We start from the raw sequence: 22,169 nt of genomic DNA, 5'->3' as shown, positions 1-22,169 counted from the left end.
TTCGGGGATTTTATTTTGTATTGTCCCCACTTATTCGTACCTTTGTCCCCTGATATGATAGTATGTATAGCAGAGAAGCCCAGCGTAGCAAGAGATATCGCTAGAATCATTGGTGCCACATCCTCACACGATGGGTATATGGAAGGCAATGGTTATCAGGTGACATGGACTTTCGGCCATCTTTGTACACTGAAAGAACCTGGTGACTACACTCAGGCTTGGAAACCATGGGCACTTACACAACTGCCTATGGTACCTCAACGTTTTGGTATCAAACTCATCGATGATAATGGTATAAAAAAGCAGTTCTCCATCATTGAACGCCTAATGCAGGCAGCTGACGGCATCGTCAACTGCGGTGACGCAGGACAGGAGGGAGAACTCATTCAGCGATGGGTAATGCAGAAAGCACAGGCCACCTGCCCTGTAAAACGTTTGTGGATTTCATCGATGACAGATGAAGCCATCCGTGAGGGCTTTGCCAATCTGAAAGACCAGGCAGACTATCAACCCCTCTATCTAGCAGGCCTCTCGCGTGCCATTGGAGACTGGCTATTAGGTATGAACGCCACGCGTCTCTATACCCTTAAATATGGCCAAAACCGCCAAGTGCTTTCCATAGGACGTGTTCAGACCCCCACCCTTGCCTTGATCGTGAATCGTCAGAAAGAGATAGAGAACTTCAAGCCCGAACCTTATTGGGTGCTAGCTACTGTATATCGAGACACAACCTTTACAGCAACTAAAGGTAAGTTTACCTCGAAAGAAGAAGGCGAGAAAGCCTTTGAGACTATTGAGGGTAAGCCTTTTGAGGTGACTAAGGTTGAGAAGAAAGAAGGCAAGGAACAGCCACCTCAGCTCTACGACCTCACCTCGCTACAAGTAGACTGTAACCGCAAGTTCGCCTATTCTGCTGAGATGACGCTCAACCTCATCCAAAGTCTCTACGAGAAGAAATATACAACCTATCCTCGCGTAGATACCCAGTATCTCTCGGACGATATATACCCAAAGTGTCCGCAAACACTCAATGGTCTCTACCAAACAAAATTTGCTGGTGTAGCTCCCTATGCTGAGTTTATCAAGCCCATTGGCGGAAAAGCATTGAAAAAATCAAAACGTGTCTTCGATACCTCCAAAGTTACCGACCACCATGCCATCATCCCCACTGGTGTTATCCCCCAAAATCTAAGCGATGCAGAGCGCAATGTCTTCGATTTGGTGGCTCGACGATTCATTGCTGTATTCCTGCCCGACTGTAAGTTCTCTACAACAACAGTCTTAGGTGTAGTACATGGAGACGACGATATTGAGTTCAAGGTAACGGGTAAGGAGATTCTTGATCCGGGATGGCGTGTTGTAAGAGAAGTGAAAAGTGATAAAAATGATGATGACGAGGTGAAAAAGGAAGACGACGAGGAGCGCACACTACCAACTTTCACAAAAGGAGAGAATGGGGAACACAAGCCCACACTCACTGAGAAATGGACGACACCACCACCCTATTACAACGAGGCTTCTTTACTTCGGGCCATGGAGACTGCAGGCAAGTTCGTAGAGGATGAAAGCCTACGTGCTGCTATGAAGGAAAATGGCATTGGGCGTCCTTCATCACGTGCTAGTATCATCGAAACTCTTTTCAAACGCCATTACATCAAGCGCGAGCGTAAGCGTCTCATCGCCACTCCAACAGGCATCGAACTTATCGATCTCATCCGTGAAGAATTGTTGAAGAGTTGTGAGTTGACAGGTATTTGGGAGAAAAAACTTCGCGATATTGAACATCAGAAATACGATGCCCAGCAATTTATCAACGAACTAAAAAAACAGGTGGCAGACATTGTACATGACGTGATGACAGACCCATCCAATCGTCGCGTTACCGTGACAACTGACGAGGATTTGAGGAAGAAGAAAGGCAAGAAACAATAAAAATGCCAGATTCTTCGTTATTAATATGGTATGCGGAAGAATCTCACCATATTATATCTTCTTATCATCACGCTATTTCCCAGTTGTGGCCCTGAACAAGCCATGAAGAAAGGCGATAAGTTCTATGCCGTCGGAGAATACTTCGATGCCGCTGAACAATACAGAAAAGCATACTCACAGACTCCGACAAAGGAAAGAGCCACAAGGGGGCAACGTGCCAAATTACTCGCAGAGTGCTATCGTCGCATCAATGCCACCAACAAGGCTATCACAGCCTATAACAACGTGGTTCGCTACAAGCAAGCCGACACACTTACCCATCTCTATTTGGGACAGCTCTATCTTAAAAACGGCAATTACAAAGAAGCCGCCAAGCAGTTTAATATTGCATCCGACTCCTTACCAGAAAATCAACTTGTCAAGAACGGGATAAAGTCAGCTTTGATGGCTCCAGAATGGAAAAAACAGGGTTCGCCATATATCGTGAAGCGAATGGATATTTTCAATTCGCGACACGACGACTATTCGCCTATGTTAGGAGGCGATGACAATAACCTGCTTTATTTCACCTCTACCCGCAATCAGGCTCAGGGCGACGAATTGAGCGGCATCACAGGAGCCAAGGCTGCTGATATTTTCCTCTCACAAAAAGACGAACAGGGGCGTTGGACAAAACCCCAGAACATCGACTCCGAACTGAACTCTAATTTCGACGAAGGCGCATGCTGCTTCTCACCTGATGGAAAGACGATGTACCTTACACAATGCAAGACCGCTCTCAACTCTCCACGTTATGCGGGCATTGTTGTCTCTCATCGCTCCGACGCAACATGGAGTAAACCTACAGAACTTATCATCTCTAAAGATACTACCTCGAGTTTTGCACATCCTGCTGTTTCGCCTGATGGCGAATGGCTCTATTTTGTCAGCGACATGTCAGGAGGCATGGGAGGACTCGACATCTGGCGATGCCGTTTGCGAAGAGGCGAAGAGGCGGGAGCAGTTGAGAACCTAGGGCCTACCATCAACACTCCTGGCGATGAGATGTTTCCCACCTTTCGGCCTAATGGCGACTTATATTTCTCAAGCAACGGACATCCAGGCATGGGAGGACTAGATATCTTCATCGCCCATAACGGGAAGATTGAGCATCCGGGATTCCCTTTGAACTCCCAAGGCGATGATTTCGGAATGACTTTCGAAGGGGGAAAAAATCAAGGTTTTTTCTGTTCCAATCGTGGTGACCAACGAGGTAATGACCATATCTACAGTTTCTATAATCCAGAGATTATCCAAACAATAAAGGGGTGGGTATATGAGCAAGATGGCTACGAGCTTCCTACTGCCCAAGTGTATATGGTGGGGAATGATGGAACTAACCTGCGACTCAGTGTACGAGGTGACGGTTCCTTCACTCAGGAAGTCAAGCCTGGTGTAGACTACGTATTTCTAGCAACCTGTAAAGGCTATCTGAATCATCAGGAGCAATTGCGGGTAGAACCCGTTTCGACTTCAGAAGAGCGTACGCTTCAATTCCCGTTGGCAAATATCTCAGCCCCAGTACTGATAGAAAATATCTTCTATGACTTCGACAAAGCCAGCCTACGCCCAGAATCAACCACAGCCCTCAACGAACTGGTTCGTTTACTCAACGAGAATCCTAACATCACCATCGAGTTGTCTGCCCATACTGACTGTCGAGGCTCCGCTGCATATAACGAGCGTCTCTCACAACGACGCGCCGAGAGTGTAGTGAACTATCTCATAAACCACGGCATCGCATCTGCCCGCCTTACCCCAAAAGGTTATGGCGAGGCGAATCCCAAACGTATTAAGCGCAAAGTAGCCGAAAAATATAAGTTCCTCAAAGAGGGTGACATCTTATCCGAAGCTTTTATTGCCACACTCCCTGAGGAACAGCAAGAACAGTGCCATCAGCTGAACCGTCGCACTGAGTTTATTGTATTACGTACAACTTACGGGCTATTTGATAAGGCAGGAAGACTATTACAAAGCCCAGTGTCAGCAGAAGCGCCCAAGGATTAACAGGAATCTCCGTGGTTGTAGCCGTTACCAGCAACACCTCAAAAGCCGATACCAACATGTGAAATCCCCCCTGCAACAAATCTTTCAACACAGGCCAGCCCCCCAATAGGAAGAAGAGCACACTGCCTACCACAAGGCAGAACAACGTCCACAACCGCGATAGTCTGCGAGCCTCCTCAACCTCTCTGTCTGGCAGGTTCATCATTACCCGCTCCGTAAATCCATTGTCCTCAATCTGCTGCTTAGCAGCCTGCTTGAAGAACTCTTCTATCATAATCTTGTCTTTATCGTCCATAGCCATTTTCTTTTAAATAGATTGCTAATTTATCTTTTCCTCGCTTCAGGTGCGATTTCACCGTATTCTCGTTCATTCCCGTTATTTTACTTATTTGATCTATAGGATAGCCGTCAATAAGTTGCAGGGTAATACAGGTTCGTTCATCAGGCTTTAACTGCGCCAATGCCGTCTGTATGTCCATATTCATGCTAGTGTCGCTTCCTGACGTCTTGGTATTCTTAATCGCAGTGGTGTCTATATCTTCTGTTTGTTTTCTTGATCTTATCTCGTCGTAGAACACGTTATAAGCTATTCGCATCAGCCATGTTGAGAAACTCGCCACACCTCTGAACTTCGTTATATTGGTATAAGCCTTGATAAAAGTCTCTTGTGCCAGATCATCGCTCAACTGCCCGTCCCCCCCTGTCTGATTCAGGAAGAACCGTCTCACAGGCGACTGGTATTTCCTGACAAGCTGGTCGAAGGCCTTCTTGTTTCGGAACACAGCCACCTGCGTCACGAGTGCGATATCACTGAGCTCTGCCACTACTTTATTCCTTCTTATCTTTCTAATAAATTCTTTTCAGGCATTACCAGCCATAGTATGAAGTAGAAAAGTACTCCGCTAAAGCATGTAAAGAGCGTCAGAAACATGTAAGCTACCCTTACCATTACAGGATCAAAATCCAGATATTCTGCTATACCGCCACAAACTCCAGCTATGACTCTGTCGTTAGAGCGCCTCAATTTTTTTTCCATATGTCCTACACGTTTGAATTATTATTCCAATCCTCCATGTCCTGTCTCTTCTGAGAACCATTTTCTGTAAAATTGGACTTTCTTGAAATATACCACTTACCTAGTCCGATGAAGAATACCAGAGCACCGATACCAATACCTAACTTGCCTAAGATGATGCCAAGGAAGATGGCCAAGCCCACACCTGTGAACATCTGTCTTACACCTGTCTGGTAGTCTGAGCGATCCCAATCGTCCTGTTTTTCCTTCAACACGTCGTCAGGAATAGGCTGTCCGTTCTGGATGGCCATCTGTGCCAGCTTATATTTCTCACGACGATTCTTGTTCACGAAGTAGAAGATGGCGATGATGATACCTATCGGAGCAAATAAGAAGATAGTCAGAATTATCAACAATACGAAGCCCATCCCTAAGATTTCGTCATTGCCAAGACCACTGAACACGCTGTGTACTATTCTGTCAGCATCATCGTGTGAGCGATGGCGTGAGGTGATGTAACTGTCATCCTCAGCATCCTGAGCGTCAGCCACGGCCGTAGTGTCTGAGAATGCCTCGATTGCGTTCTGCTTGTTCTTTGTAGAGTCAACCTGCTCCGTACGCGGAGTGTGGCGGTGTTTCTGTGCAGCTGCTTCAACATTCATGCCGAGCGCGAGCACCATTGCGATTGCGAATAAATACTTTTTCATATCCTTTCAGTTTTTTAAATTCTACACCTGTTTGACGTAACAAATCATAAATTAGTTGCAAAGATAGTATTTTTTCCCATATTTTTTTTAATTTTGCGCAGAAAATCTGCATCAGACATGCAATTACCAGAGGATTTCATCCACGAAACAAGGCTGTTGATGGGTGACGAGCGCTTCAACCGCTTCTTGGAGGCATTCAATCACGATGCCCCCACAAGTATCCGTCTGAACCCGTTGAAACTTTTGACTCTGACAGGTTCAGATACCAAGCACCCGGAATTTGTCAAAGGACAGTCTGTTCCCTGGTGCAAAGAAGGCTATTACCTCGAAGGACGCCCTCAGTTCACGTTCGACCCCCTATTCCACGCAGGTTGTTACTACGTACAAGAAGCCTCATCGATGTTTATCACTCACGCTTTACGCTATCTAAACCCTAGCTCCACACCGATGAAAGTCCTCGACCTCTGCGCAGCCCCTGGTGGCAAGTCTACGGCTCTGCGCAGTATGCTGCCCCAAAACAGTATGCTCGTGAGCAATGAACCGATGGCTAATCGCGCCCAGATTCTGCTCGAGAACATCACTAAGTGGGGTTGGCCCAACTGCATTGTCACCAACAATTACCCTCGCGACTTCCGCAAATCCAAGCTCAAGTTCGACCTCATACTCTGCGATGTGCCATGCTCTGGCGAAGGCATGTTCCGTAAAGACCCTGCCACTATCAGTGAATGGAGCGCCCAGAATGTTGAGAAGTGCTGGAAACTTCAGCGCGACATCGTCGAGGACGCATGGCAGTGTCTCCAACCAGGTGGAACGCTCATATATAGTACCTGCACATTCAATACAAAAGAAAACGAGGAGAACATCCGTTGGATGATAGATACACTCGAAGCCGAGCCCATAGCCATTCCCGTAGAACCAGAATGGAACATCACGGGGTCGCTGCTCAAAGGCTTCGATGCCCCTGTCTATCGCTTCATCCCAGGCATCACGCGTGGCGAAGGTCTGTTCCTTTGCGTCCTCCGCAAACAAGGGGATTTCACCCCTGCTCCAAACAAGTCATTGTCTATGAAGATGCTAAAGGCAGACTTGCCTGATGGCGAATTCCCCCAAGCAGACGTCTCCTATCCAGAGGCTCTGAAATATCTGCGTGGCGAGGCCATCGTGTTACCAGCCAACACACCACGTGGCATTGTAAACGTGAGTTATCAGGGCTTTGTGCTTGGCCCTGCCAAAAACATTGGCTCACGTGCAAACAACCTCTATCCCAAGGCGTGGCGCATCAAGACCACCCACCTGCCATCAGAAGAAATAAAAATCATCAACATACAATGAAACAATATTTAGACATTCTCAACCGCATCCTTACCGAAGGCACTGAAAAAGGTGACCGTACAGGAACAGGAACCATCAGCATCTTCGGCACTCAGAGTCGTTACAATCTCGACGACGGATTTCCTTTGCTCACTACCAAGAAACTGCATCTCAAGTCCATCATCTATGAACTGCTGTGGTTTCTCAAGGGCGATACCAATGTAAAGTATCTGCAAGACCATGGTGTGCGCATCTGGAACGAGTGGGCTGATGAGAATGGCGAATTGGGGCCCGTTTATGGTCATCAATGGCGTTCATGGCCCGACTACAACGGAGGCACCATCGACCAGATTCAATACGTACTCAATCAGCTGAAGACCAATCCCAACTCTCGACGCATGATCGTTTCTGCATGGAACGTGGCCGAGGTCAATAAAATGGCTCTGCCTCCATGTCATACAATATTCCAATTCTATGTGGCCGATGGGCGGCTCTCACTCCAGCTTTACCAACGAAGCGCAGACACTTTCTTGGGTGTGCCATTCAACATCGCCTCCTACGCCTTACTGCTCCAGATGATGGCACAGGTAACAGGTCTCAAGGCTGGCGACTTTATCCACACCACAGGCGATACCCATCTCTATTTGAACCATATCGAGCAGGCTAAGCTTCAACTCACACGTGAGCCCCGCCCCTTACCTCGCATGATTATCAATCCCGACGTGAAGTCGCTCTTTGACTTCCAATTCGAGGACTTCCAGCTTGAAGGCTACGATCCTCATCCTCATATTAAAGCAGAAGTTAGCGTATGATATCAATAATTGCAAACGTGGCCAAGAACAGGGCCATTGGAAATAATAACAAACTCATCTACTGGTTACCCAATGATATGAAGCGCTTCAAAGCGCTCACCACGGGTCACACCATTATCATGGGACGTAACACGTTTCTCTCACTACCCAAAGGCGCTTTGCCCAATCGTCGTAACATCGTACTAAGCCGCAGTGCCAAAGCATTTGAAGGGTGCGATGTCTACCCCTCGCTCGATGAGGCTCTGAAGCATTGCACCAGCGATGAAGACATCTATATCATTGGAGGCGCCAGCGTCTACAAACAAGCCCTTGCCATGGCCGATCGCCTCTGCCTGACGGAGGTCGACAACACACCTGCAGAAGCCGACACCTTTTTCCCGCCCTATCAGGACGAATGGAAAGAAGAAAGCCGTGAAGATTATCCTGCTGACGATCGTCACGACTTCGCATATTCGTTTGTCGATTATATCCGTAAGTAGGACTGTGCTTATTGGGGCGTCTTGAACTTCACGGGCAGTGTATAGCGCATGTTTGTAGCTGTTCCGTCTGCCAGTCTTGCTGGCGCCCATTTTGGGCATGTTTTCAGCAGACTCACCACCTGCTGTCCAAACGCCTTCTGCTCAGGCTGCGACACGATTTCAATATCAGCCATGTCGCCCTCTTGCGTGATGACAAATGCCACAACCACCTTAGCCTCGATGCTCTCCAAGCCTTTAGGATACTTAATGTTGGCACTCACCCACTTCAGGAACTCGCTGAAGTCATACTGCCCATCAAACTTAGGCGACATAGCGTTTTCAGGCAACACCTCTATAGCATTCAGTTCCTGTGTGGGCTGAGTGCTTCTTTTGGGGCGGCCTTGCGCCAGCCAGAGCGCTATACCCGCTGCTATACAGAGGGCAATGATGACATACCTGAGCCAATGGGCACGTTTTTTGCCACCTATCACATATACATCGTTTTCCATATTCTTCATAATAACCTCCTGCTTTTTACGTTTTCTTCAATCATCGACTTGAGTGACTTCAAGGCTTCACGCGACGCGCTGAGCGTAAAGCCCTCGCCCATCCTGCTACCCGACAAAACAAGTTCCTGCGACGGGATGTTGATACAGTAAATGTAGTTGCTGTTAATAATCAGACTTTTACCTAAGCGGATAAACACCTGTGACTCCAATCCCAACTGACTCTCCAGAAGTTTTTCAAACGCCGACAGATTGAAAGAAAATACGTGTTTGCGCCCATCAGTCAATACCATCGTCGAGTAGCTGCCGTCTGAAGAGATGTACGCGATATCGGGCACAGCCACCCTCACTAGTACATTACTGTTCGATAATATCAAATACTTTATATCCATGCTTTGATTCGATATTTTGCTGCAAATATACATATTTTCATCTGATTAACAGACGACTATTGCACCTTTATTTCACGAAATATGCCGTTCAGTTCATGAAATCCGTATTTTCAAGCTCAGACAGCCCCTATAACGTACATTTTTCGAGCTTCTCATGTCATTTGATGAACTCAAAGCAGGTGTTCATGAAACGAGGTCTTTCCGATTTGTTTTTCCTCATTTTTCTACTTACCTTTGCCACCATGAAACGAATAATGAATATTTTTTTTCTAACAGTCGGCGTTGCTGTGGCATCGTTTGGCCAGACTCCTTCGGAGAAGTCGGGTAACAGCCTTGTCGACACAACCTTCCAACTGAAGGGCATCACCGTGCAGGGGCGTCTGCCCATGCGAGTCAATGAAAATGGCGCTCTGCACTACAGCGGCCAGCAACTCATGGCGGATCGTCCTATCCGTCATGCACTCGATATGCTCGACGAGATACCCACACTACAGAAGTCTGGGACGGCATATACCATTGTCGGAGCCACCTCATTCTCCATTCTCGTCAATGGAAAGAAAAGCGGTATGAACCAAGAACAACTCCTATCCTACCTCTCTTCGCTGTCACCCAACCGCGTGGCCAGCATTGACGTCTACTACAATACCCCTCGCCGTTTTGGTGTGCGAGGCGCTTCAGTCAACATCACACTTACCAAAGAGCACTCTAATTCATTGAAGCTCAATGGCGACGTGAATGCCAGCCTCAGCCAAGCCACCTACACAGGAGCTAACGGAGGTCTGAATCTAGCTCTTTCATCTCCAAAGTGGTCGGCCAACATGGGTTATGCTGGTACCTATGATAAGTCGGCCACTCATATGAATCTCAATGCCCTTCACCCCTTGGCAGGCCACACCTATGACGTCGCTCAGACCGACCACCACACCTTCAAGTCACTCGACAACAGCCTCTATGCTGATGCCGACATCACGTTGGGCGAGCACACTTCAATCTCACTATCTTATGTGCTGCAACACGACCATCCCAAGAGCAACGCCACAGCCGCTACTACGATAAATGCTGCACCCATTCTGAGCGACACCCACACCAAGAGTCCCTCATGGCTCCACAACCTCGAAGCCTCACTCAGTCATCACGATTTCGAGATAGGTGCCAGCGCCACCTTCTACAACGAGAAAGAGCACCAGGATCTCACCGACTCCCAACAAAGCAGTCTCGACTGCAGCTACAAGCAACAAGTGTCTAAACTCAGTCTCTTCGTCGACCACAAAATCAGCCTGATGGGCGGCCACATCAACTACGGTATCCGGGGCAACATCGCCACCACAACCAACCACAAGGAGTTCCTGTCGTCCCAAGGTTTCACTGGGGAATCATTCAAGTTCGAGCAGAAGGAGCAGACGGGCTCCGCTTACGTGGGTTATCGCCATTCTCTGGGCAAGAAAGGCTTCATCAACCTATCGCTCGAGAGCGAGTATTTCCACTCGTCGTACAGTAAGGATGGCGTCCCCGCCACCACACTTTGGCAGGAGTGGCAACTCTATCCCTCGCTCACCCTCGTCTATCGCCCACGCACCGCCCGCGTCATCCAGCTCACATTCAACAGCGAAAAGCGCTATCCCACTTACTGGACCACTGCGGCCAACCGCACCTATATCAATACTTACTGCGTGAACGACGGTAACACCTCGCTAAAGCCCTACGTCAAGTACAGCCTCAACCTCAATTATATCATCCAATCAAAATACGTGTTTGGCGTGTTTGCCGAGTCAAGCCCCCACCGCTTTACTCAGTCCATGACACTCAGCGACAAAGAACTCTGTGCTATCTACAAATATTTCAACATGCGTCATGACTATCGTTATGGTCTCATGGCTGTCTTACCCATCGACTGGACCCAACAGTTCCAGTCGCGCCTCACCACTATGGTCTTCGACATGCACCAGAGCGGGCAACTCGACGCCACATCATTCTCAAAGCGTAAGGTCGCATCGATGCTCAGACTCAACAACAATCTCTCTCTTTTTCAAAAGAAGCTCCTTCTCGAGCTTTCCTGCTGGTACCAGTTCCCTGCCATTCAGGGCTGCTACGACATTCAGGAGATGTATTCCGTCTCAGCTGGTATCACCTGGATTCCCCCAGTCGAGGGTCTCTCGCTCACCTTCCATGGCGAGGATATCTTCGACACCTACCGTACGAAAACCAAGTGCCACATTGGTCAGACGAGCTACGCCTTCACCAACCATGTCGACATGCAAGCCTTCTCACTCACCGTACGCTACACTTTCAACGGCTACAAAACCCACAAGCAGAAATCAGTCGACACCTCGCGATTCGGGAAATAGCACAAGAACTAATGGATAAGTTCGAATCTTAGTCGGATTAAAAGGGGACTTTACTCCGGGTAAAGTTGGGGTTTAGTCGGAGTAAAGTCCAAGTTTGATCCATATCTTGTTGAAGAAACTCTAATCGGGACAAAAAATGCAAAAAACTTTCCTTCTCTGGCCTCAATTACTATAGGTATGGACGCTGGCGCCTTGGGCGCTGGGCAGGTAGTTGATGCCCCACCAGCACATCTGCAAGAGCACGAAAGCGACTAACAGGGTTATGAGCGCCAGATAGCGGTTGTGGCGTGGCTGCTGGCGATAGTGGATGTAGCCCAGATAGGCAAACCACGTGATGGCTGCCCACGTCTCTTTAGGATCCCACGACCAATAGTGGCCCCACGCTTCCTTGGCCCAGAGGGCACCGAAAAGCATGCCAAATGTCATGAAAGCCAGACCCGCATACACGAGATTGTCAGTGATGAGGAATTCTTCTTTGCTGACGGCCGACTTCTTGAAAAAGAGCAGATAGAGGGCCATGACAGTTGCGGCTCCCAGTAGGGCATAGGCAAACATGTAGACAATGACATGGGGCGCAAACCAGGGGCTCTGAAGGGCTGGCATAAGCGTCTTGGAGTGGATTTCGGGCTTGAACAGATTGACACAGATGAACACAAGAGCCAGAATGGTGGAGAAGATGAGAATCCACTTGTACTTCCAGCGCGAATAGACAATGATACCCGCCAAGGGCAAGAAAAACGAGTACCAGAGGCGTGTCTCGCCCATAGTACGCAAGGGCGGACGCTCAAGCGACACCCACATTGACAGGATAAACGCGAAGAATACAAACAGGCCAGCAATGGTAGAGACTGTGGCGAGACGCGACTTAGAACGCCATGCGGACCATGCGCCAAAAGCCCACAACAGCACTGCAGGGAGTGCAAAATAAATGAAATGATGCCAAGTCATACGCGTTTCCTCCTTTCTCCTAAAACAAACATAAACACGGCCCCACTCAGCATCATGTAGATGCCCAGATATACGAGTGGCAACCAGGGGTCGTTCACCAGTTCAAGGATGGATATCTGACTCATGGCACCCATCTGGGTGTCGTAGCCATACTGATAGATCTTCCACCCATCAACCTTTACGGGCTTGTTAACATCGACGGTAGTCTGAATGCGCTTGCCAGACTTGGTAAGTATCTGTACATCAGAAGCAAAGCGACGAGGCGATCCATCATCATAGGTCTCCATGATAAAACGCTTGAGTTCAATGACAATAGGCATCTCGACAATAGCCCCACCAGAGGCAAGGGCACGCCACTCGGGTTCATCAACGGTGGTAACCATCTTGAGGCGCTGCATGTCGGCATTGCCCAAAGTGGCAGTGGTCATAGCAAGAAACAGCCCAAGATGGTTGAGCATGAAGGGTATGTCGCGACGCCAACGGAAACGGAGCGAACGACGGATGATGACAAGTCCCAAAATAAGGGCAATATAGACATAGACGAGCACAAAGGGCCAGAATGAGAGCATGTCACTGAACCACGAGCCTGAGCCATCCTGACGCACCAGTCCCATGACAATAGTGAGCACCACGGCATAGACAAGGGCGGGAATAGCAGCTCGATTGGAGCCAATGAACTGACAGACGTAGAAACGGCGTCCCAACAGGGATACGATGGCTATGAGGGCGAAAAAGCCTACAAGCACAAAGCCGTTGACGGGCCACGCAAAGGTGTTCCACACAACGCGCCCCACGCTGAGCTGAAGTACTAAGCCCGCCGCGACAACACCAGCCCCTATCAAGAAGCCCTCTTTCATTGTAAACGGTTTATTCCACATAAGATATATCAAAAAACAGTTAAAAACATTCTCAGAACACAGGCAGTGCAAGCAGTTGATACATCAAAGTAAGCGCCATGCGTCGATGCCCCTCATCGTTGGGATGCAGGCGATCGTTCTCTGCACTTTTGAAATACTGGGTATGCTCATCCATCAGAGGATAAAGGCCACTAAGAGCATTGAGGTCGATGACTGGGACAGCCCAGAGATTGCCAGCCTGTTTGACAGACTCGACATAGGCATCAAGGTATTCTCCACACTTGTTGGTATAATCTTCACGTGGCTGCCAATTACTCTCGTTGGCATAGAATTCTGCGCGATGGATGGGGGTGAGCAATACTATCTGTTTAGTAGGATAGAGACGCTTCACATAGTCAAGTGCCTTGTTGATGCGGCCACGATAGGTTGAATCGCACATCACGGGGTAGCGATGGAGACGGTCTACGGGATGTTTCTGTTCATGGATGCCTGCCACCACTTTTTCCTGACGCTCTGTAAACCACTCGCCAATGGGCACACCAGCATTATAATCGTTGGTACCTATGAATATAAGGATTGCGTCTACATCGTCATCATGCTCAGCCTTCAGCTTATCTGCCTGGGCAGGAATGTCGTTCCATTGCCGTCCGCTGATACCATAGACGTAAGGGACAATGTCGAGCCACTCTTGCAGATAATGCCAATACTTCAGTTTAGACCCACTGTTTCGGGGGTCGGTGATAGAGTCGCCAAAATAGGCCACACGCTTACCTTGCCAAGGATGGCGAATGAGTTGCTGGGAAAGAACTGGGAGCACCAGTAAAGCACTCAAAAGAACGGTCAATAGTCGTTTCATGATGCGATTTATTCTGTATTTTGTGCAAAGGTACGAATATTTTTTGTACTTTTGCACTCGTTTTGCAAGAAGCAGAGCACTTTAAGAACATTTTAACACATGTACAAACCAACATTCAACATGAAGCGCCAACGCCTGGTGTTCCGTCATTTCGGAAACAAAGGCTACTCGCTCTTTGCTTGTCTCGGTAGAGAGGTGGTGTGCAGTGTGCTCTCTGTAGCCACGCTGACCTATGCCTCTGCGGAGAGTGTTGCGACAAAACCCGTCGTAACCGACTCTGCCACGATGACAACAGCCCGCGAGATGATGCTCGAGGAGGTCAGTGTAACTGGCTCGAGGGCGCCCCTGACGAAAAGTCAGGCTGCGAGAATGGTAACTGTACTAGAGCGCCAGGATATTGCGCAGGCTCCAGTACAAAGTATTAACGATTTGCTGAAATACGCCGTAGGCGTGGATGTGCGTCAGCGTGGACCTATTGGTGCGCAGACCGACATCTCGATTCGGGGAGGTACGTCAGACCAGATCATCCTGCTACTCAACGGAATCAACATCTGTGATCCGCAAACGGGACACAACGCAATGGATCTGCCCATCGACCTGAGCGAGATTGTGAGGATAGAGGTGGTAGAAGGTCCTGCGGGACGCATCTATGGCACCTCATCTCTAGTCGGGGCGATTAACATCGTAACGAAGCCAGCCCTGCAGACAAGCACTGACCTGACTCTAGAAGGGGGATCGTATGGCTATGCGAAGGCAAGCGGAAGAACGAACCTGAAACTTGGACTCTGGAACAATCAGGTGAGTGCCAGCTACAGTCGCAGTGATGGTTATAGTCGCTCGAAGGCTGGAACGCTGAATACAGACTTCAGTGGTTCAAAGGCTTTCTATCAGGGGCAATACGAAGATGAGACCATCAGGCTGAACTGGCATCTTGGGATGGCTGACAAAGGCTATGGATCGAGCACGTTCTGGGCCTCACCCAAGTGGCAGGCCGACAATCAGTATGAACACACCACGAAACTCTATTCGGCCATTCAGGGTGAAACGAAGCTAGGCAGACTGCACTTCGCACCCAGCATCTACTGGAACCAGAACCGCGACCGTTATGAAGGGTATCGCGACATGCCAGAGAAGATGAAATTCAACTATAACCGCACAGATGTATATGGAGTCGGTTTGAGCAGCTATTTCGACTGGAAGGCAGGACGAACGGCCTTTGGCGCAGAACTGAGAAATGAGGATCTGGTAAGTGGGAACTTAGGCGAGCCACTCACACAAGCTCACCATATTAAAGGTACTGACAGAGAGTATACACTTGGCGTGAACCGTACCAACATCAGTGGTTTTCTGGAGCACAACCTGCTACTGAAGCATTTCACACTATCAGCAGGACTGGTGGCGGTAAAGAACTCATGGAGCAATATGAACATGACTGTTTACCCTGGAATTGACATCAGCTATCGCCCTAATAACAAATGGACTCTGCATACCTCATACAACACATCGTTACGTATGCCTTCGTTCACAGAGATGTACTACAAGCTACAGGGCTATAGTGCGAACCCGCACCTGAAACCTGAAGAGATGAGGGCTCTAGAAGCTGGTATTACCTATCACACATGGCTCGTCACCTTCAGTACCACTATCTGGCATCACCATGGACGCAACATGATTGATTGGATCATGGACACCTCGAAAGGCGATGAGGCTGTATGGCAGAGTGTGAACCACACCAAGGTGAACAGCATTGGCGCTGAGCTATCAGCGACAGTCCGCTTACAGCAAGCTGTTGTAAAACTGAGCTACAGCTACATCAACCAAGAAAAGAATCTGGAAGCGGGCGTCGTGTCGCAATATGCGCTGGAGTATCTGCGCCACAAGCTGGTGGCTCATGCCCAACTACCATTGTGGAGACAACTCACATTGTACGTCAACCTGCGTTGGCAAGACCGCGTGGGCCAATACACCGACTTCGATGGCATCGCACACAATTATCAGCCCTATACGCTGATTGACTCCCGATTGTCATGGCAACAAAAAACATGGAAACTATATGTAGAGGCCAACAACCTATTCGACAAGGATTATGTAGACTTTGGACACGTTCAGGAACCTGGTCGCTGGATAATAACAGGATTCAGTATCAGACTATAAATATTAATCCCCCATCAGTTTGATGGGGGATTAATTATGTTATTGTTTCAGTTTAAACGAATTTTCAATACTACTAATCTCAGCCACAAAAGCCTTGTCAATCTTCAAACGTTTCTCAATGGTATTGCAACTGTGAATTACCGTTGAGTGATCACGATTGCCAATAAGTTGACCAATACGGGCTGCAGAAAGTTTGGTATGCTTCTGAGCCAGATACATAGACACCTGACGCACTTGAACATAATTACGCTTGCGACTTTTACTGAATGCACTCGACTGACTGACACCATAATGATGGCACACCTTCTCGAGAATATCATCAACAGTAAGCGGATGATTATCAATCTTCACAGAACGTTTGATGACACGCTCAGCCAAACGCATATCGATATTTGAGTTGTAAACGATTGAATAGGCCATCAGCGAATTAACCACACCCTCCAAATCACGCACACTGCCATTAGCTGTCTCAGCGATATACTGAATCACATCCGATGGAATGCTCAAACCATCACGACGACATTTTGAGGTGAGAATGTCGACACATAACTGCACATTGGGCTTTTCCAACTCAGCAATCAGTCCACAGGCGAAACGTGTGAGCAAGCGATCCTTCATGCCTTGAAGATCTACAGGAGGACGGTCGCTAGCCAGAATGATCTGTTTACCATTGCGGAACAGGTGATTGAAGATGTGGAAGAACGTGTCAAGTGTCTTAGGAGAGTTAACCCACTCCTGAATGTCATCAACGATCAGCACATCAATAGACTGATAGAAATTGATGAAGTCGTTGGTGGTGTTCTGACGCACAGAATCAGTAAACTGCACCTGAAACAGACGAGCACTAACATAGAGTACACGCTTATTCGGATAAGTTTCCTTACAACGCACGCCAATGGCATTAATCAGGTGGGTTTTACCACAGCCTGAAGGACCATAGATGAAGAAGGGGTTGAATGTGGTTTTACCTGGATGCTCCGCAATTGAGAGTCCTACAGTGCGAGACAACTTATTGCTGTCACCTTCTATATAGTTTTGGAATGTCTTCTTGGGGTCGAGTTGAGGATTCAGCTGCTGGGGAGTGGCCGCATCAAGCGTTGAAGGCGACTTATTACCCTGAGGAGCAGGGTGAGACATATCCATACTGGGGCCATCGCTTTCAATCTCTACAGTACCATTACCAGTCTGAACTGCCACGATTCTGTAACGTAGTATCACATTAGTACCAAACACACGCGCGAGCACCTTACTTAATAGTCCAACGTAGTACTGCTCCAAGTACTCGTACACGTACGGACTCGGAACCTGCACCAATAACGTATAATCCTGCTCCGAGTAAGACTCGAAGGTGATTGGTGCGAACCACGTTTTAAACTGCTGCTCAGTAACGTTAGCCCTAATCAGATTAAGGCAGTTGTCCCAGAGCGCCTGATGACTATTTTTCATTGGCGTTGTTTTATGTTTGCGACAATATTTATTAGTTACAAGACCGTAGGCTTGTGATTTATAATTGTGGTGCAAAGTTCGCATTTTTTTTTCAATTATGCAAATGCACATTTTTTAGCCACGTGTGTACAATCAAATATAACTACCTCATAATCGGCAAGTTAACCCGTTTCACGCAAGAATATACAGATTTATACACTTGCAAAAAGACAACACACTAATAATCAGCAGTATACAACGTTTTCAACACCCCCACAAAATGACTTATCAGCTTAGAAAAGAGATAGAGAGTAAAATCTCATTTATTTAGACAAAATCTAAATTAATCATTTTTTCTTCCGAAAACCGAGAAGTGTACATAGCGTTTTGGATGAGTTTTTAAATCTATCATCAGGGAGTCTGCGTGCATCATCGTAGCATTCAAATTACTATAAAGACTCGGGTCTCTCATCAGTAATCCCAAAGTGCCCTCTGTGCTGTTCAGTTTGGCCGTCATCTGCTCCACATTCTTCAGAGTGGTATTAACGCTTACCATGGTTGTGGCAATATCGAGGTTATTCAGACTCTCAGTCAACTGATTGGTATTAGCCAGCACACCATCTGCATTCTTAAGTATCTGAGGCATCTGCTGATTCAAACTGGCCGTTAGCCGATTCAAGTCCTGACTAGTCTTAGTCAGATTTGCAGTTATCTGGTCAACATGATGCAGAGAGTTAGCTATAGCCGGGTCAGCCAACAGGGTGTTCACACTTGCCAAAATAGAATCGAGTTTAGGTAACATCTGTTGTATTTGTGGTATCATGCCTGCAGCCTGTCCCAAGGCCCCCAACTGTTGACCACCACAGATAGTGTCACCTGAGGCAATGGCACTCGCAGAACCTAATTTGAGCTCCACCTTTACATTTCCCATCATGTCGGTACATATCTCAGCCCTACTGTCTGCAGGAACAGCCAATTTATTGTCGATACTTATCTGAGCCACGATATCACCCGTCTTCTGGTAGTTATAAACAATTTCTTCTACAACACCTACACGATAGCCATTGGCATAGATAGGACTAGCCACCGACAATCCGCTCACATCCTGGAATTTCACATAGTAACTATTATCAGTAGAGAACAGCGTCATGCCTTTCAGGAACTGAAGTCCGACGTACAGTACGACAATGCCAACGATTGCAACCAAAGCAATCTGAACCTCTTTAGATAATTTCTTCATAACTCGTTTCTTTTATTTCTTTCTATTCTTGAAATCCCTGATAGCTGCATTGACATCAGTCCGAGCGCCATCCTTGAAAGCAATGACGAATGCACCTGGGAATTTCTCTGATACTTCTTTGCGTTTCTGATTTATCTCGTTATAATTTTCTGACGAGCCTACCGTATATTTGTACATGCCTCCCTCCTGATAGTAGTCTACACCTGTAAGACCCTTCAGTCGGGCATCGCCTGCCTTTATTTTCGAAGAACTGACTAAAATCTGAACCTTGAACACAGGAGCTATTGACGTAGTTCTAGCAACAGGGGCTGGTTCTGCAATAGGAACTGCCATGGGCGCAGGTTCGGAAACCATCGTCCGCAGGACCGTATCCTGAATATCTACTGGGCCGGACTGTAACTCCGTTGTGGGTTCTTCCTGCCTGGACTGCAGAATCTCCTTTTGTTGTGGTTTGGGATTTTCTACAGGCATATAAGGAATGGTAATGCTACCGCCATGACGCTTACGATAATTAAGGAACGCATTGAATACCCCACGAGCATACTGACTCTCAGCAGCAGCGGAGTTCATATAAACCTCCTCGTCACGTGTAGAGATAAAGCCCAACTCTATCAGGCAACCCGGCATCGACGACAAGCGCAGTACAGCCAAATTATCCTGTTGAGCTCCCATATCCTGTCGGCCTGTTGCCTGACACACATATTTCTGCATATACTTGGCCAGCTCCACACTATTCTCCATGTTCTTATCCTGAATAAATTCAAACATGATATTGCTTTCTGGCGAATTGGGGTCATAGCCCTGATAAGTCTGCTTATAGTCTTTTTCAAGGAAGATTACCGAGTTCTCGCGCTTGGCCACTTCCAGATTTTCTATCACCCCCGTCATTTTTCCCGTACGTTTGCTGGTACCCAACGTATAGGTTTGGAAGCCTCGTGCCACACGCCCTTTAGGCAAAGCGTTGATATGGAATGAGATAAAGAGGTCGGCCTTTGCCTTATTGGCTATCTCTGCACGACGATAGAGCTCCACGAACTTATCTGTCTTTCGGGTATAAACCACATTGACATCGGGGCAGTTATTTTCCACCAATCGCCCAAAGGCCAATGCGAACTTCAGCGTCAGGTTCTTCTCCTTCGAGATAGCTCCCACCGCACCCGTATCATGCCCGCCATGACCAGCATCGATTACCAAGGTAAACTGCTTATTGGCTGCATGAGCTGAAAAAGCTGCACACAGAAAAAAAAGTCCTAATATGTTTCTAACTACCTTCACCTTTTTACCTTATCCAATGTATTTCCACACCTGCACCATCACAATCTGCTCCCATGGGAGGATTCCGCTTGGTGAGCGTCAGATCAACGGATGTCACTTGCGGAAACGTATGTTCTATAGCTTTTATGATCCGACCTGCCACGTGCTCAAGCAACTTGGAGGGCTGGCACATCTCTTGCGCCACAAGGTCGTACAAAGCAGCATAGTTCAAGGTGTCATCCACCTCATCACTCTCCACTGCATTCTCCAACGGATAGCCCACACGGAGATTAACGATGAATTCTCCTCCAACCCTGCTTTCCTGCGATAACACCCCATGGAACGCATGGAAGCGGACATCCCGCAAAAACACATATCCATCAATCAGCGTCATTCCTCACAATTATCCTGTTCAAAATCATCATGGTTTCCAGGAATATATTTCTTCAAGGCCCGCTCAACACCCGTCTTCCAAGTATTGATGCTCTCATCCTTCAACGAGAGTGAAGCCACAAGTTTGATAACATGCTCCAACGGCATGCGATAGCGAAGCACACCAGAGATAAGTTTCGCATAATTCCAATACTCTGGGTTGAACTTCTCTGAGAGGCCCTCTACCGTTGTTTTATAACCGCGTTTATTCTCAAACTGGAAATCGTAGCGCTTACTACCATCAGTGTTTATCTGCTTAAGAATCTTGCCATGGGTCACGTTTTTGGGCAATATAATACCCTCTTCATCGTCCTGAAGACCTGTAAATATCTCATACGGATAACCATCAAGCAGACCAACGAGCGCCACCCACTTTTCTTTATTGTTCTGAAAGCGCACCACGTCACACTCAAGGACCTGAGGCCTAACCTCAGTAATCTCAGGAATCACCGTCATCAGCCTCTCCTCCAGCACTATTGCAATTTGTTCCTCAGTGAGGGGAGCGTTCTGCTTTAGACCAGCTATGGCCAACTCATGAGCCACACGCTTTAATGTTTCCTTACGAATATCTTCTTCCATAATCTGATATATTTTGGCGACAAAGTTACGAATAAATTGAGAATAATAGATTAATAATTAAGAAATATTTGTATCTTTGCGACCAAAAACAACAAAATGAAATCAATTCTCACTAGAAGAACGATACGTAAGTATGCTAATCGCGATATTAGTGACGAGCTACTTGAGCGTTTGCTGACACAGGCTGCTCGCACGCAGACCATGGGGAATCTACAACTTTACAGCGTTGTTGTTACCCGCAGTGAAGAAATGAAACAGAAGCTGGCGCCAGCCCACTTCAACCAGCCCATGGTTAGCGAAGCCCCCATCATACTGACCATCTGTGCCGACTTTAACCGCACTAGTTTCTGGGCCAAGTGTCGTAAAGCCGAACCTGGCTACAACAACTTTCTATCGTATATCAACGCAGCTACCGATGCGCTGCTCTACACACAGACTCTATGCAATCTGATGGACGAGGAAGGACTGGGCTATTGCTACTTAGGAACAACTATTTATCAACCCCAGCAGATTATCGACATTCTAAAACTGCCTAAGCTCGTAATGCCAGTGGCCACACTCACCATAGGATGGCCAGCAGAAGAACCTCCGCTCTCCGATCGACTACCCTTAGAGAGTTTCGTGCATCAGGAGACATACAAGGACTATCTGGCTACAGACATCGACACCTATTATAATTATAAGGAGAACTTGGAGGAGAACCGCAACTTTGTGAATATCAATCACAAAGAAACCCTCGCCCAGGTTTTTACCGATATCCGCTACACTCGCAAAGACAACGAGGCGATGTCGAAGGGACTACTCGGAGCCCTCGTCTACCAAGATTTCCTCCCCCACACCATTTTGCAAGGTTTTTATGTAGGCACGGATTACACGGAGTAAGTCCTCGCGCATGATAGT

Annotated in this window: 21 protein-coding genes and 1 pseudogene; 8 read left to right on the top strand and 14 right to left on the bottom strand. The window is 47.6% G+C overall.

What is annotated here, in order from left to right:
• Window positions 1-54 precede the first annotated feature (54 nt).
• Together BMX82_RS07840 and BMX82_RS07835 are read left to right on the top strand one after the other, a co-directional pair.
• A complete protein-coding gene (locus BMX82_RS07840; protein ID WP_036910457.1) occupies window positions 55-1,932 on the top strand; it encodes a DNA topoisomerase 3 in 1,878 nt (625 codons plus the stop codon).
• A gap of 30 nt (window positions 1,933-1,962) precedes the next feature.
• Window positions 1,963-3,978, top strand: coding sequence for a PorE family type IX secretion system protein (locus tag BMX82_RS07835; RefSeq protein ID WP_036910307.1), 2,016 nt, complete (start codon window positions 1,963-1,965; stop codon window positions 3,976-3,978).
• On the opposite strand, the gene BMX82_RS07830 is transcribed toward BMX82_RS07835, so the two are convergent.
• The 4 genes from BMX82_RS07830 to BMX82_RS07815 are packed head-to-tail and all read right to left on the bottom strand — an operon-like array spanning window position 3,890 to window position 5,700.
• Complete coding sequence (locus tag BMX82_RS07830; RefSeq protein ID WP_036910306.1) at window positions 3,890-4,279, bottom strand: DUF5056 domain-containing protein; 390 nt, start codon at window positions 4,277-4,279, stop codon at window positions 3,890-3,892. The two genes, BMX82_RS07835 and BMX82_RS07830, sit on opposite strands and share 89 nt — an antisense overlap.
• The gene (locus tag BMX82_RS07825) at window positions 4,263-4,802 is read right to left on the bottom strand and encodes an RNA polymerase sigma factor (RefSeq protein WP_036910304.1); all 540 of its coding nucleotides are present in this window, start codon (window positions 4,800-4,802) and stop codon (window positions 4,263-4,265) included. Before BMX82_RS07825 ends, BMX82_RS07830 begins: the two co-directional genes overlap by 17 nt.
• A gap of 14 nt (window positions 4,803-4,816) precedes the next feature.
• Window positions 4,817-5,014 (bottom strand): PspC domain-containing protein, encoded by a 198-nt coding sequence (locus tag BMX82_RS07820; RefSeq protein ID WP_036910303.1) that lies wholly within the window; start codon window positions 5,012-5,014, stop codon window positions 4,817-4,819.
• Window positions 5,015-5,019: 5 nt separating this feature from the next.
• Window positions 5,020-5,700, bottom strand: a complete 681-nt coding sequence (locus BMX82_RS07815) for a DUF6249 domain-containing protein (protein ID WP_143058343.1) — start codon at window positions 5,698-5,700, stop codon at window positions 5,020-5,022.
• 117 nt (window positions 5,701-5,817) lie between these two features.
• On the opposite strand from BMX82_RS07815, the gene BMX82_RS07810 reads away from it, so the two are divergent.
• From BMX82_RS07810 to BMX82_RS07800, 3 genes are read left to right on the top strand one after another with little or no spacing between them, the layout of a single operon-like run.
• Window positions 5,818-7,032 (top strand): methyltransferase RsmF C-terminal domain-like protein, encoded by a 1,215-nt coding sequence (locus BMX82_RS07810; RefSeq protein WP_091767629.1) that lies wholly within the window; start codon window positions 5,818-5,820, stop codon window positions 7,030-7,032.
• Window positions 7,029-7,823 (top strand): thymidylate synthase, encoded by a 795-nt coding sequence (locus BMX82_RS07805; protein WP_036910300.1) that lies wholly within the window; start codon window positions 7,029-7,031, stop codon window positions 7,821-7,823. The genes BMX82_RS07810 and BMX82_RS07805 overlap by 4 nt, the downstream gene beginning before the upstream one ends.
• A complete protein-coding gene (locus tag BMX82_RS07800) occupies window positions 7,820-8,302 on the top strand; it encodes a dihydrofolate reductase (RefSeq protein WP_036910299.1) in 483 nt (160 codons plus the stop codon). The genes BMX82_RS07805 and BMX82_RS07800 overlap by 4 nt, the downstream gene beginning before the upstream one ends.
• Before the next feature lie 8 nt (window positions 8,303-8,310).
• Here the strand turns inward: BMX82_RS07800 and BMX82_RS07795 are convergent, their stop codons facing one another.
• Together BMX82_RS07795 and BMX82_RS07790 are read right to left on the bottom strand one after the other, a co-directional pair.
• A complete protein-coding gene (locus BMX82_RS07795; protein WP_091767626.1) occupies window positions 8,311-8,799 on the bottom strand; it encodes a TonB family protein in 489 nt (162 codons plus the stop codon).
• On the bottom strand, window positions 8,796-9,179 hold the full coding sequence (locus BMX82_RS07790) for a LytTR family DNA-binding domain-containing protein (RefSeq protein WP_036910297.1): 384 nt from the start codon (window positions 9,177-9,179) through the stop codon (window positions 8,796-8,798). Before BMX82_RS07790 ends, BMX82_RS07795 begins: the two co-directional genes overlap by 4 nt.
• Window positions 9,180-9,433: 254 nt before the next feature.
• Here BMX82_RS07790 and BMX82_RS07785 point away from each other — a divergent pair, with 254 nt between their 5' ends.
• Window positions 9,434-11,524 (top strand): outer membrane beta-barrel protein, encoded by a 2,091-nt coding sequence (locus BMX82_RS07785; protein WP_177172047.1) that lies wholly within the window; start codon window positions 9,434-9,436, stop codon window positions 11,522-11,524.
• A gap of 162 nt (window positions 11,525-11,686) precedes the next feature.
• Here the strand turns inward: BMX82_RS07785 and ccsA are convergent, their stop codons facing one another.
• The 3 genes from ccsA to BMX82_RS07770 are packed head-to-tail and all read right to left on the bottom strand — an operon-like array spanning window position 11,687 to window position 14,185.
• Window positions 11,687-12,472 (bottom strand): cytochrome c biogenesis protein CcsA, encoded by a 786-nt coding sequence (gene ccsA, locus BMX82_RS07780; RefSeq protein ID WP_091767620.1) that lies wholly within the window; start codon window positions 12,470-12,472, stop codon window positions 11,687-11,689.
• Window positions 12,469-13,329, bottom strand: a complete 861-nt coding sequence (locus BMX82_RS07775; RefSeq protein ID WP_317039589.1) for a cytochrome c biogenesis ResB family protein — start codon at window positions 13,327-13,329, stop codon at window positions 12,469-12,471. The genes ccsA and BMX82_RS07775 overlap by 4 nt, the downstream gene beginning before the upstream one ends.
• A 52-nt stretch (window positions 13,330-13,381) precedes the next feature.
• Entirely contained in the window at window positions 13,382-14,185 is an 804-nt protein-coding gene (locus tag BMX82_RS07770) for an SGNH/GDSL hydrolase family protein (RefSeq protein ID WP_091767615.1), read from the bottom strand.
• A 99-nt stretch (window positions 14,186-14,284) separates the two neighbouring features.
• Here BMX82_RS07770 and BMX82_RS07765 point away from each other — a divergent pair, with 99 nt between their 5' ends.
• The gene (locus BMX82_RS07765; protein ID WP_091767612.1) at window positions 14,285-16,339 is read left to right on the top strand and encodes a TonB-dependent receptor plug domain-containing protein; all 2,055 of its coding nucleotides are present in this window, start codon (window positions 14,285-14,287) and stop codon (window positions 16,337-16,339) included.
• A 39-nt stretch (window positions 16,340-16,378) separates the two neighbouring features.
• Here the strand turns inward: BMX82_RS07765 and dnaA are convergent, their stop codons facing one another.
• The 5 genes and pseudogenes from dnaA to BMX82_RS07740 form a co-directional block, all read right to left on the bottom strand.
• The gene (gene dnaA / locus BMX82_RS07760) at window positions 16,379-17,785 is read right to left on the bottom strand and encodes a chromosomal replication initiator protein DnaA (protein ID WP_091767609.1); all 1,407 of its coding nucleotides are present in this window, start codon (window positions 17,783-17,785) and stop codon (window positions 16,379-16,381) included.
• Between the two features lie 322 nt (window positions 17,786-18,107).
• Window positions 18,108-19,004 carry an MlaD family protein gene (locus BMX82_RS07755; RefSeq protein WP_036910288.1) on the bottom strand — a complete coding sequence of 299 codons (897 nt, stop codon included), beginning with the start codon at window positions 19,002-19,004 and terminating at the stop codon, window positions 18,108-18,110.
• Between the two features lie 12 nt (window positions 19,005-19,016).
• Window positions 19,017-20,279, bottom strand: a complete 1,263-nt coding sequence (locus BMX82_RS07750; protein WP_255396579.1) for an N-acetylmuramoyl-L-alanine amidase family protein — start codon at window positions 20,277-20,279, stop codon at window positions 19,017-19,019.
• 4 nt (window positions 20,280-20,283) lie between these two features.
• Window positions 20,284-20,652 carry a dihydroneopterin aldolase gene (folB, locus tag BMX82_RS07745; protein ID WP_036910286.1) on the bottom strand — a complete coding sequence of 123 codons (369 nt, stop codon included), beginning with the start codon at window positions 20,650-20,652 and terminating at the stop codon, window positions 20,284-20,286.
• A gap of 41 nt (window positions 20,653-20,693) precedes the next feature.
• Window positions 20,694-21,134, bottom strand: a pseudogene (locus tag BMX82_RS07740) (ribonucleoside-triphosphate reductase); the annotation flags it as partial.
• A gap of 231 nt (window positions 21,135-21,365) precedes the next feature.
• Here BMX82_RS07740 and BMX82_RS07735 point away from each other — a divergent pair.
• On the top strand, window positions 21,366-22,151 hold the full coding sequence (locus tag BMX82_RS07735; protein WP_091767605.1) for a nitroreductase family protein: 786 nt from the start codon (window positions 21,366-21,368) through the stop codon (window positions 22,149-22,151).
• The last annotated feature ends 18 nt before the right edge of the window (window positions 22,152-22,169 follow it).

The sequence above is a fragment of the Prevotella sp. khp7 genome, from assembly GCF_900109055.1.
Classification (GTDB): Bacteria; Bacteroidota; Bacteroidia; order Bacteroidales; family Bacteroidaceae; genus Prevotella.
The sequence above is the reverse complement of the archived record's forward strand: the minus strand, read 5'-3'. Positions and strand labels throughout refer to the sequence as shown.

Bases quoted from the DNA above. Each gene is read 5' to 3' on its own strand.
- BMX82_RS07770 (WP_091767615.1), bottom strand. From the start codon at position 14,185: ATGAAACGACTATTGACCGTTCTTTTGAGTGCTTTACTGGTGCTCCCA.
- BMX82_RS07755 (WP_036910288.1), bottom strand. From the start codon at position 19,004: ATGAAGAAATTATCTAAAGAGGTTCAGATTGCTTTGGTTGCAATCGTT.
- dnaA (WP_091767609.1), bottom strand. From the start codon at position 17,785: ATGAAAAATAGTCATCAGGCGCTCTGGGACAACTGCCTTAATCTGATT.
- BMX82_RS07765 (WP_091767612.1), top strand. From the start codon at position 14,285: ATGTACAAACCAACATTCAACATGAAGCGCCAACGCCTGGTGTTCCGT.
- BMX82_RS07815 (WP_143058343.1), bottom strand. From the start codon at position 5,700: ATGAAAAAGTATTTATTCGCAATCGCAATGGTGCTCGCGCTCGGCATG.
- BMX82_RS07835 (WP_036910307.1), top strand. From the start codon at position 1,963: ATGCGGAAGAATCTCACCATATTATATCTTCTTATCATCACGCTATTT.
- BMX82_RS07795 (WP_091767626.1), bottom strand. From the start codon at position 8,799: ATGAAGAATATGGAAAACGATGTATATGTGATAGGTGGCAAAAAACGT.
- BMX82_RS07775 (WP_317039589.1), bottom strand. From the start codon at position 13,329: ATGAAAGAGGGCTTCTTGATAGGGGCTGGTGTTGTCGCGGCGGGCTTA.
- BMX82_RS07735 (WP_091767605.1), top strand. From the start codon at position 21,366: ATGAAATCAATTCTCACTAGAAGAACGATACGTAAGTATGCTAATCGC.
- BMX82_RS07800 (WP_036910299.1), top strand. From the start codon at position 7,820: ATGATATCAATAATTGCAAACGTGGCCAAGAACAGGGCCATTGGAAAT.
- BMX82_RS07810 (WP_091767629.1), top strand. From the start codon at position 5,818: ATGCAATTACCAGAGGATTTCATCCACGAAACAAGGCTGTTGATGGGT.
- BMX82_RS07830 (WP_036910306.1), bottom strand. From the start codon at position 4,279: ATGGCTATGGACGATAAAGACAAGATTATGATAGAAGAGTTCTTCAAG.
- BMX82_RS07785 (WP_177172047.1), top strand. From the start codon at position 9,434: ATGAATATTTTTTTTCTAACAGTCGGCGTTGCTGTGGCATCGTTTGGC.
- folB (WP_036910286.1), bottom strand. From the start codon at position 20,652: ATGACGCTGATTGATGGATATGTGTTTTTGCGGGATGTCCGCTTCCAT.
- BMX82_RS07840 (WP_036910457.1), top strand. From the start codon at position 55: ATGATAGTATGTATAGCAGAGAAGCCCAGCGTAGCAAGAGATATCGCT.
- ccsA (WP_091767620.1), bottom strand. From the start codon at position 12,472: ATGACTTGGCATCATTTCATTTATTTTGCACTCCCTGCAGTGCTGTTG.
- BMX82_RS07805 (WP_036910300.1), top strand. From the start codon at position 7,029: ATGAAACAATATTTAGACATTCTCAACCGCATCCTTACCGAAGGCACT.
- BMX82_RS07820 (WP_036910303.1), bottom strand. From the start codon at position 5,014: ATGGAAAAAAAATTGAGGCGCTCTAACGACAGAGTCATAGCTGGAGTT.
- BMX82_RS07790 (WP_036910297.1), bottom strand. From the start codon at position 9,179: ATGGATATAAAGTATTTGATATTATCGAACAGTAATGTACTAGTGAGG.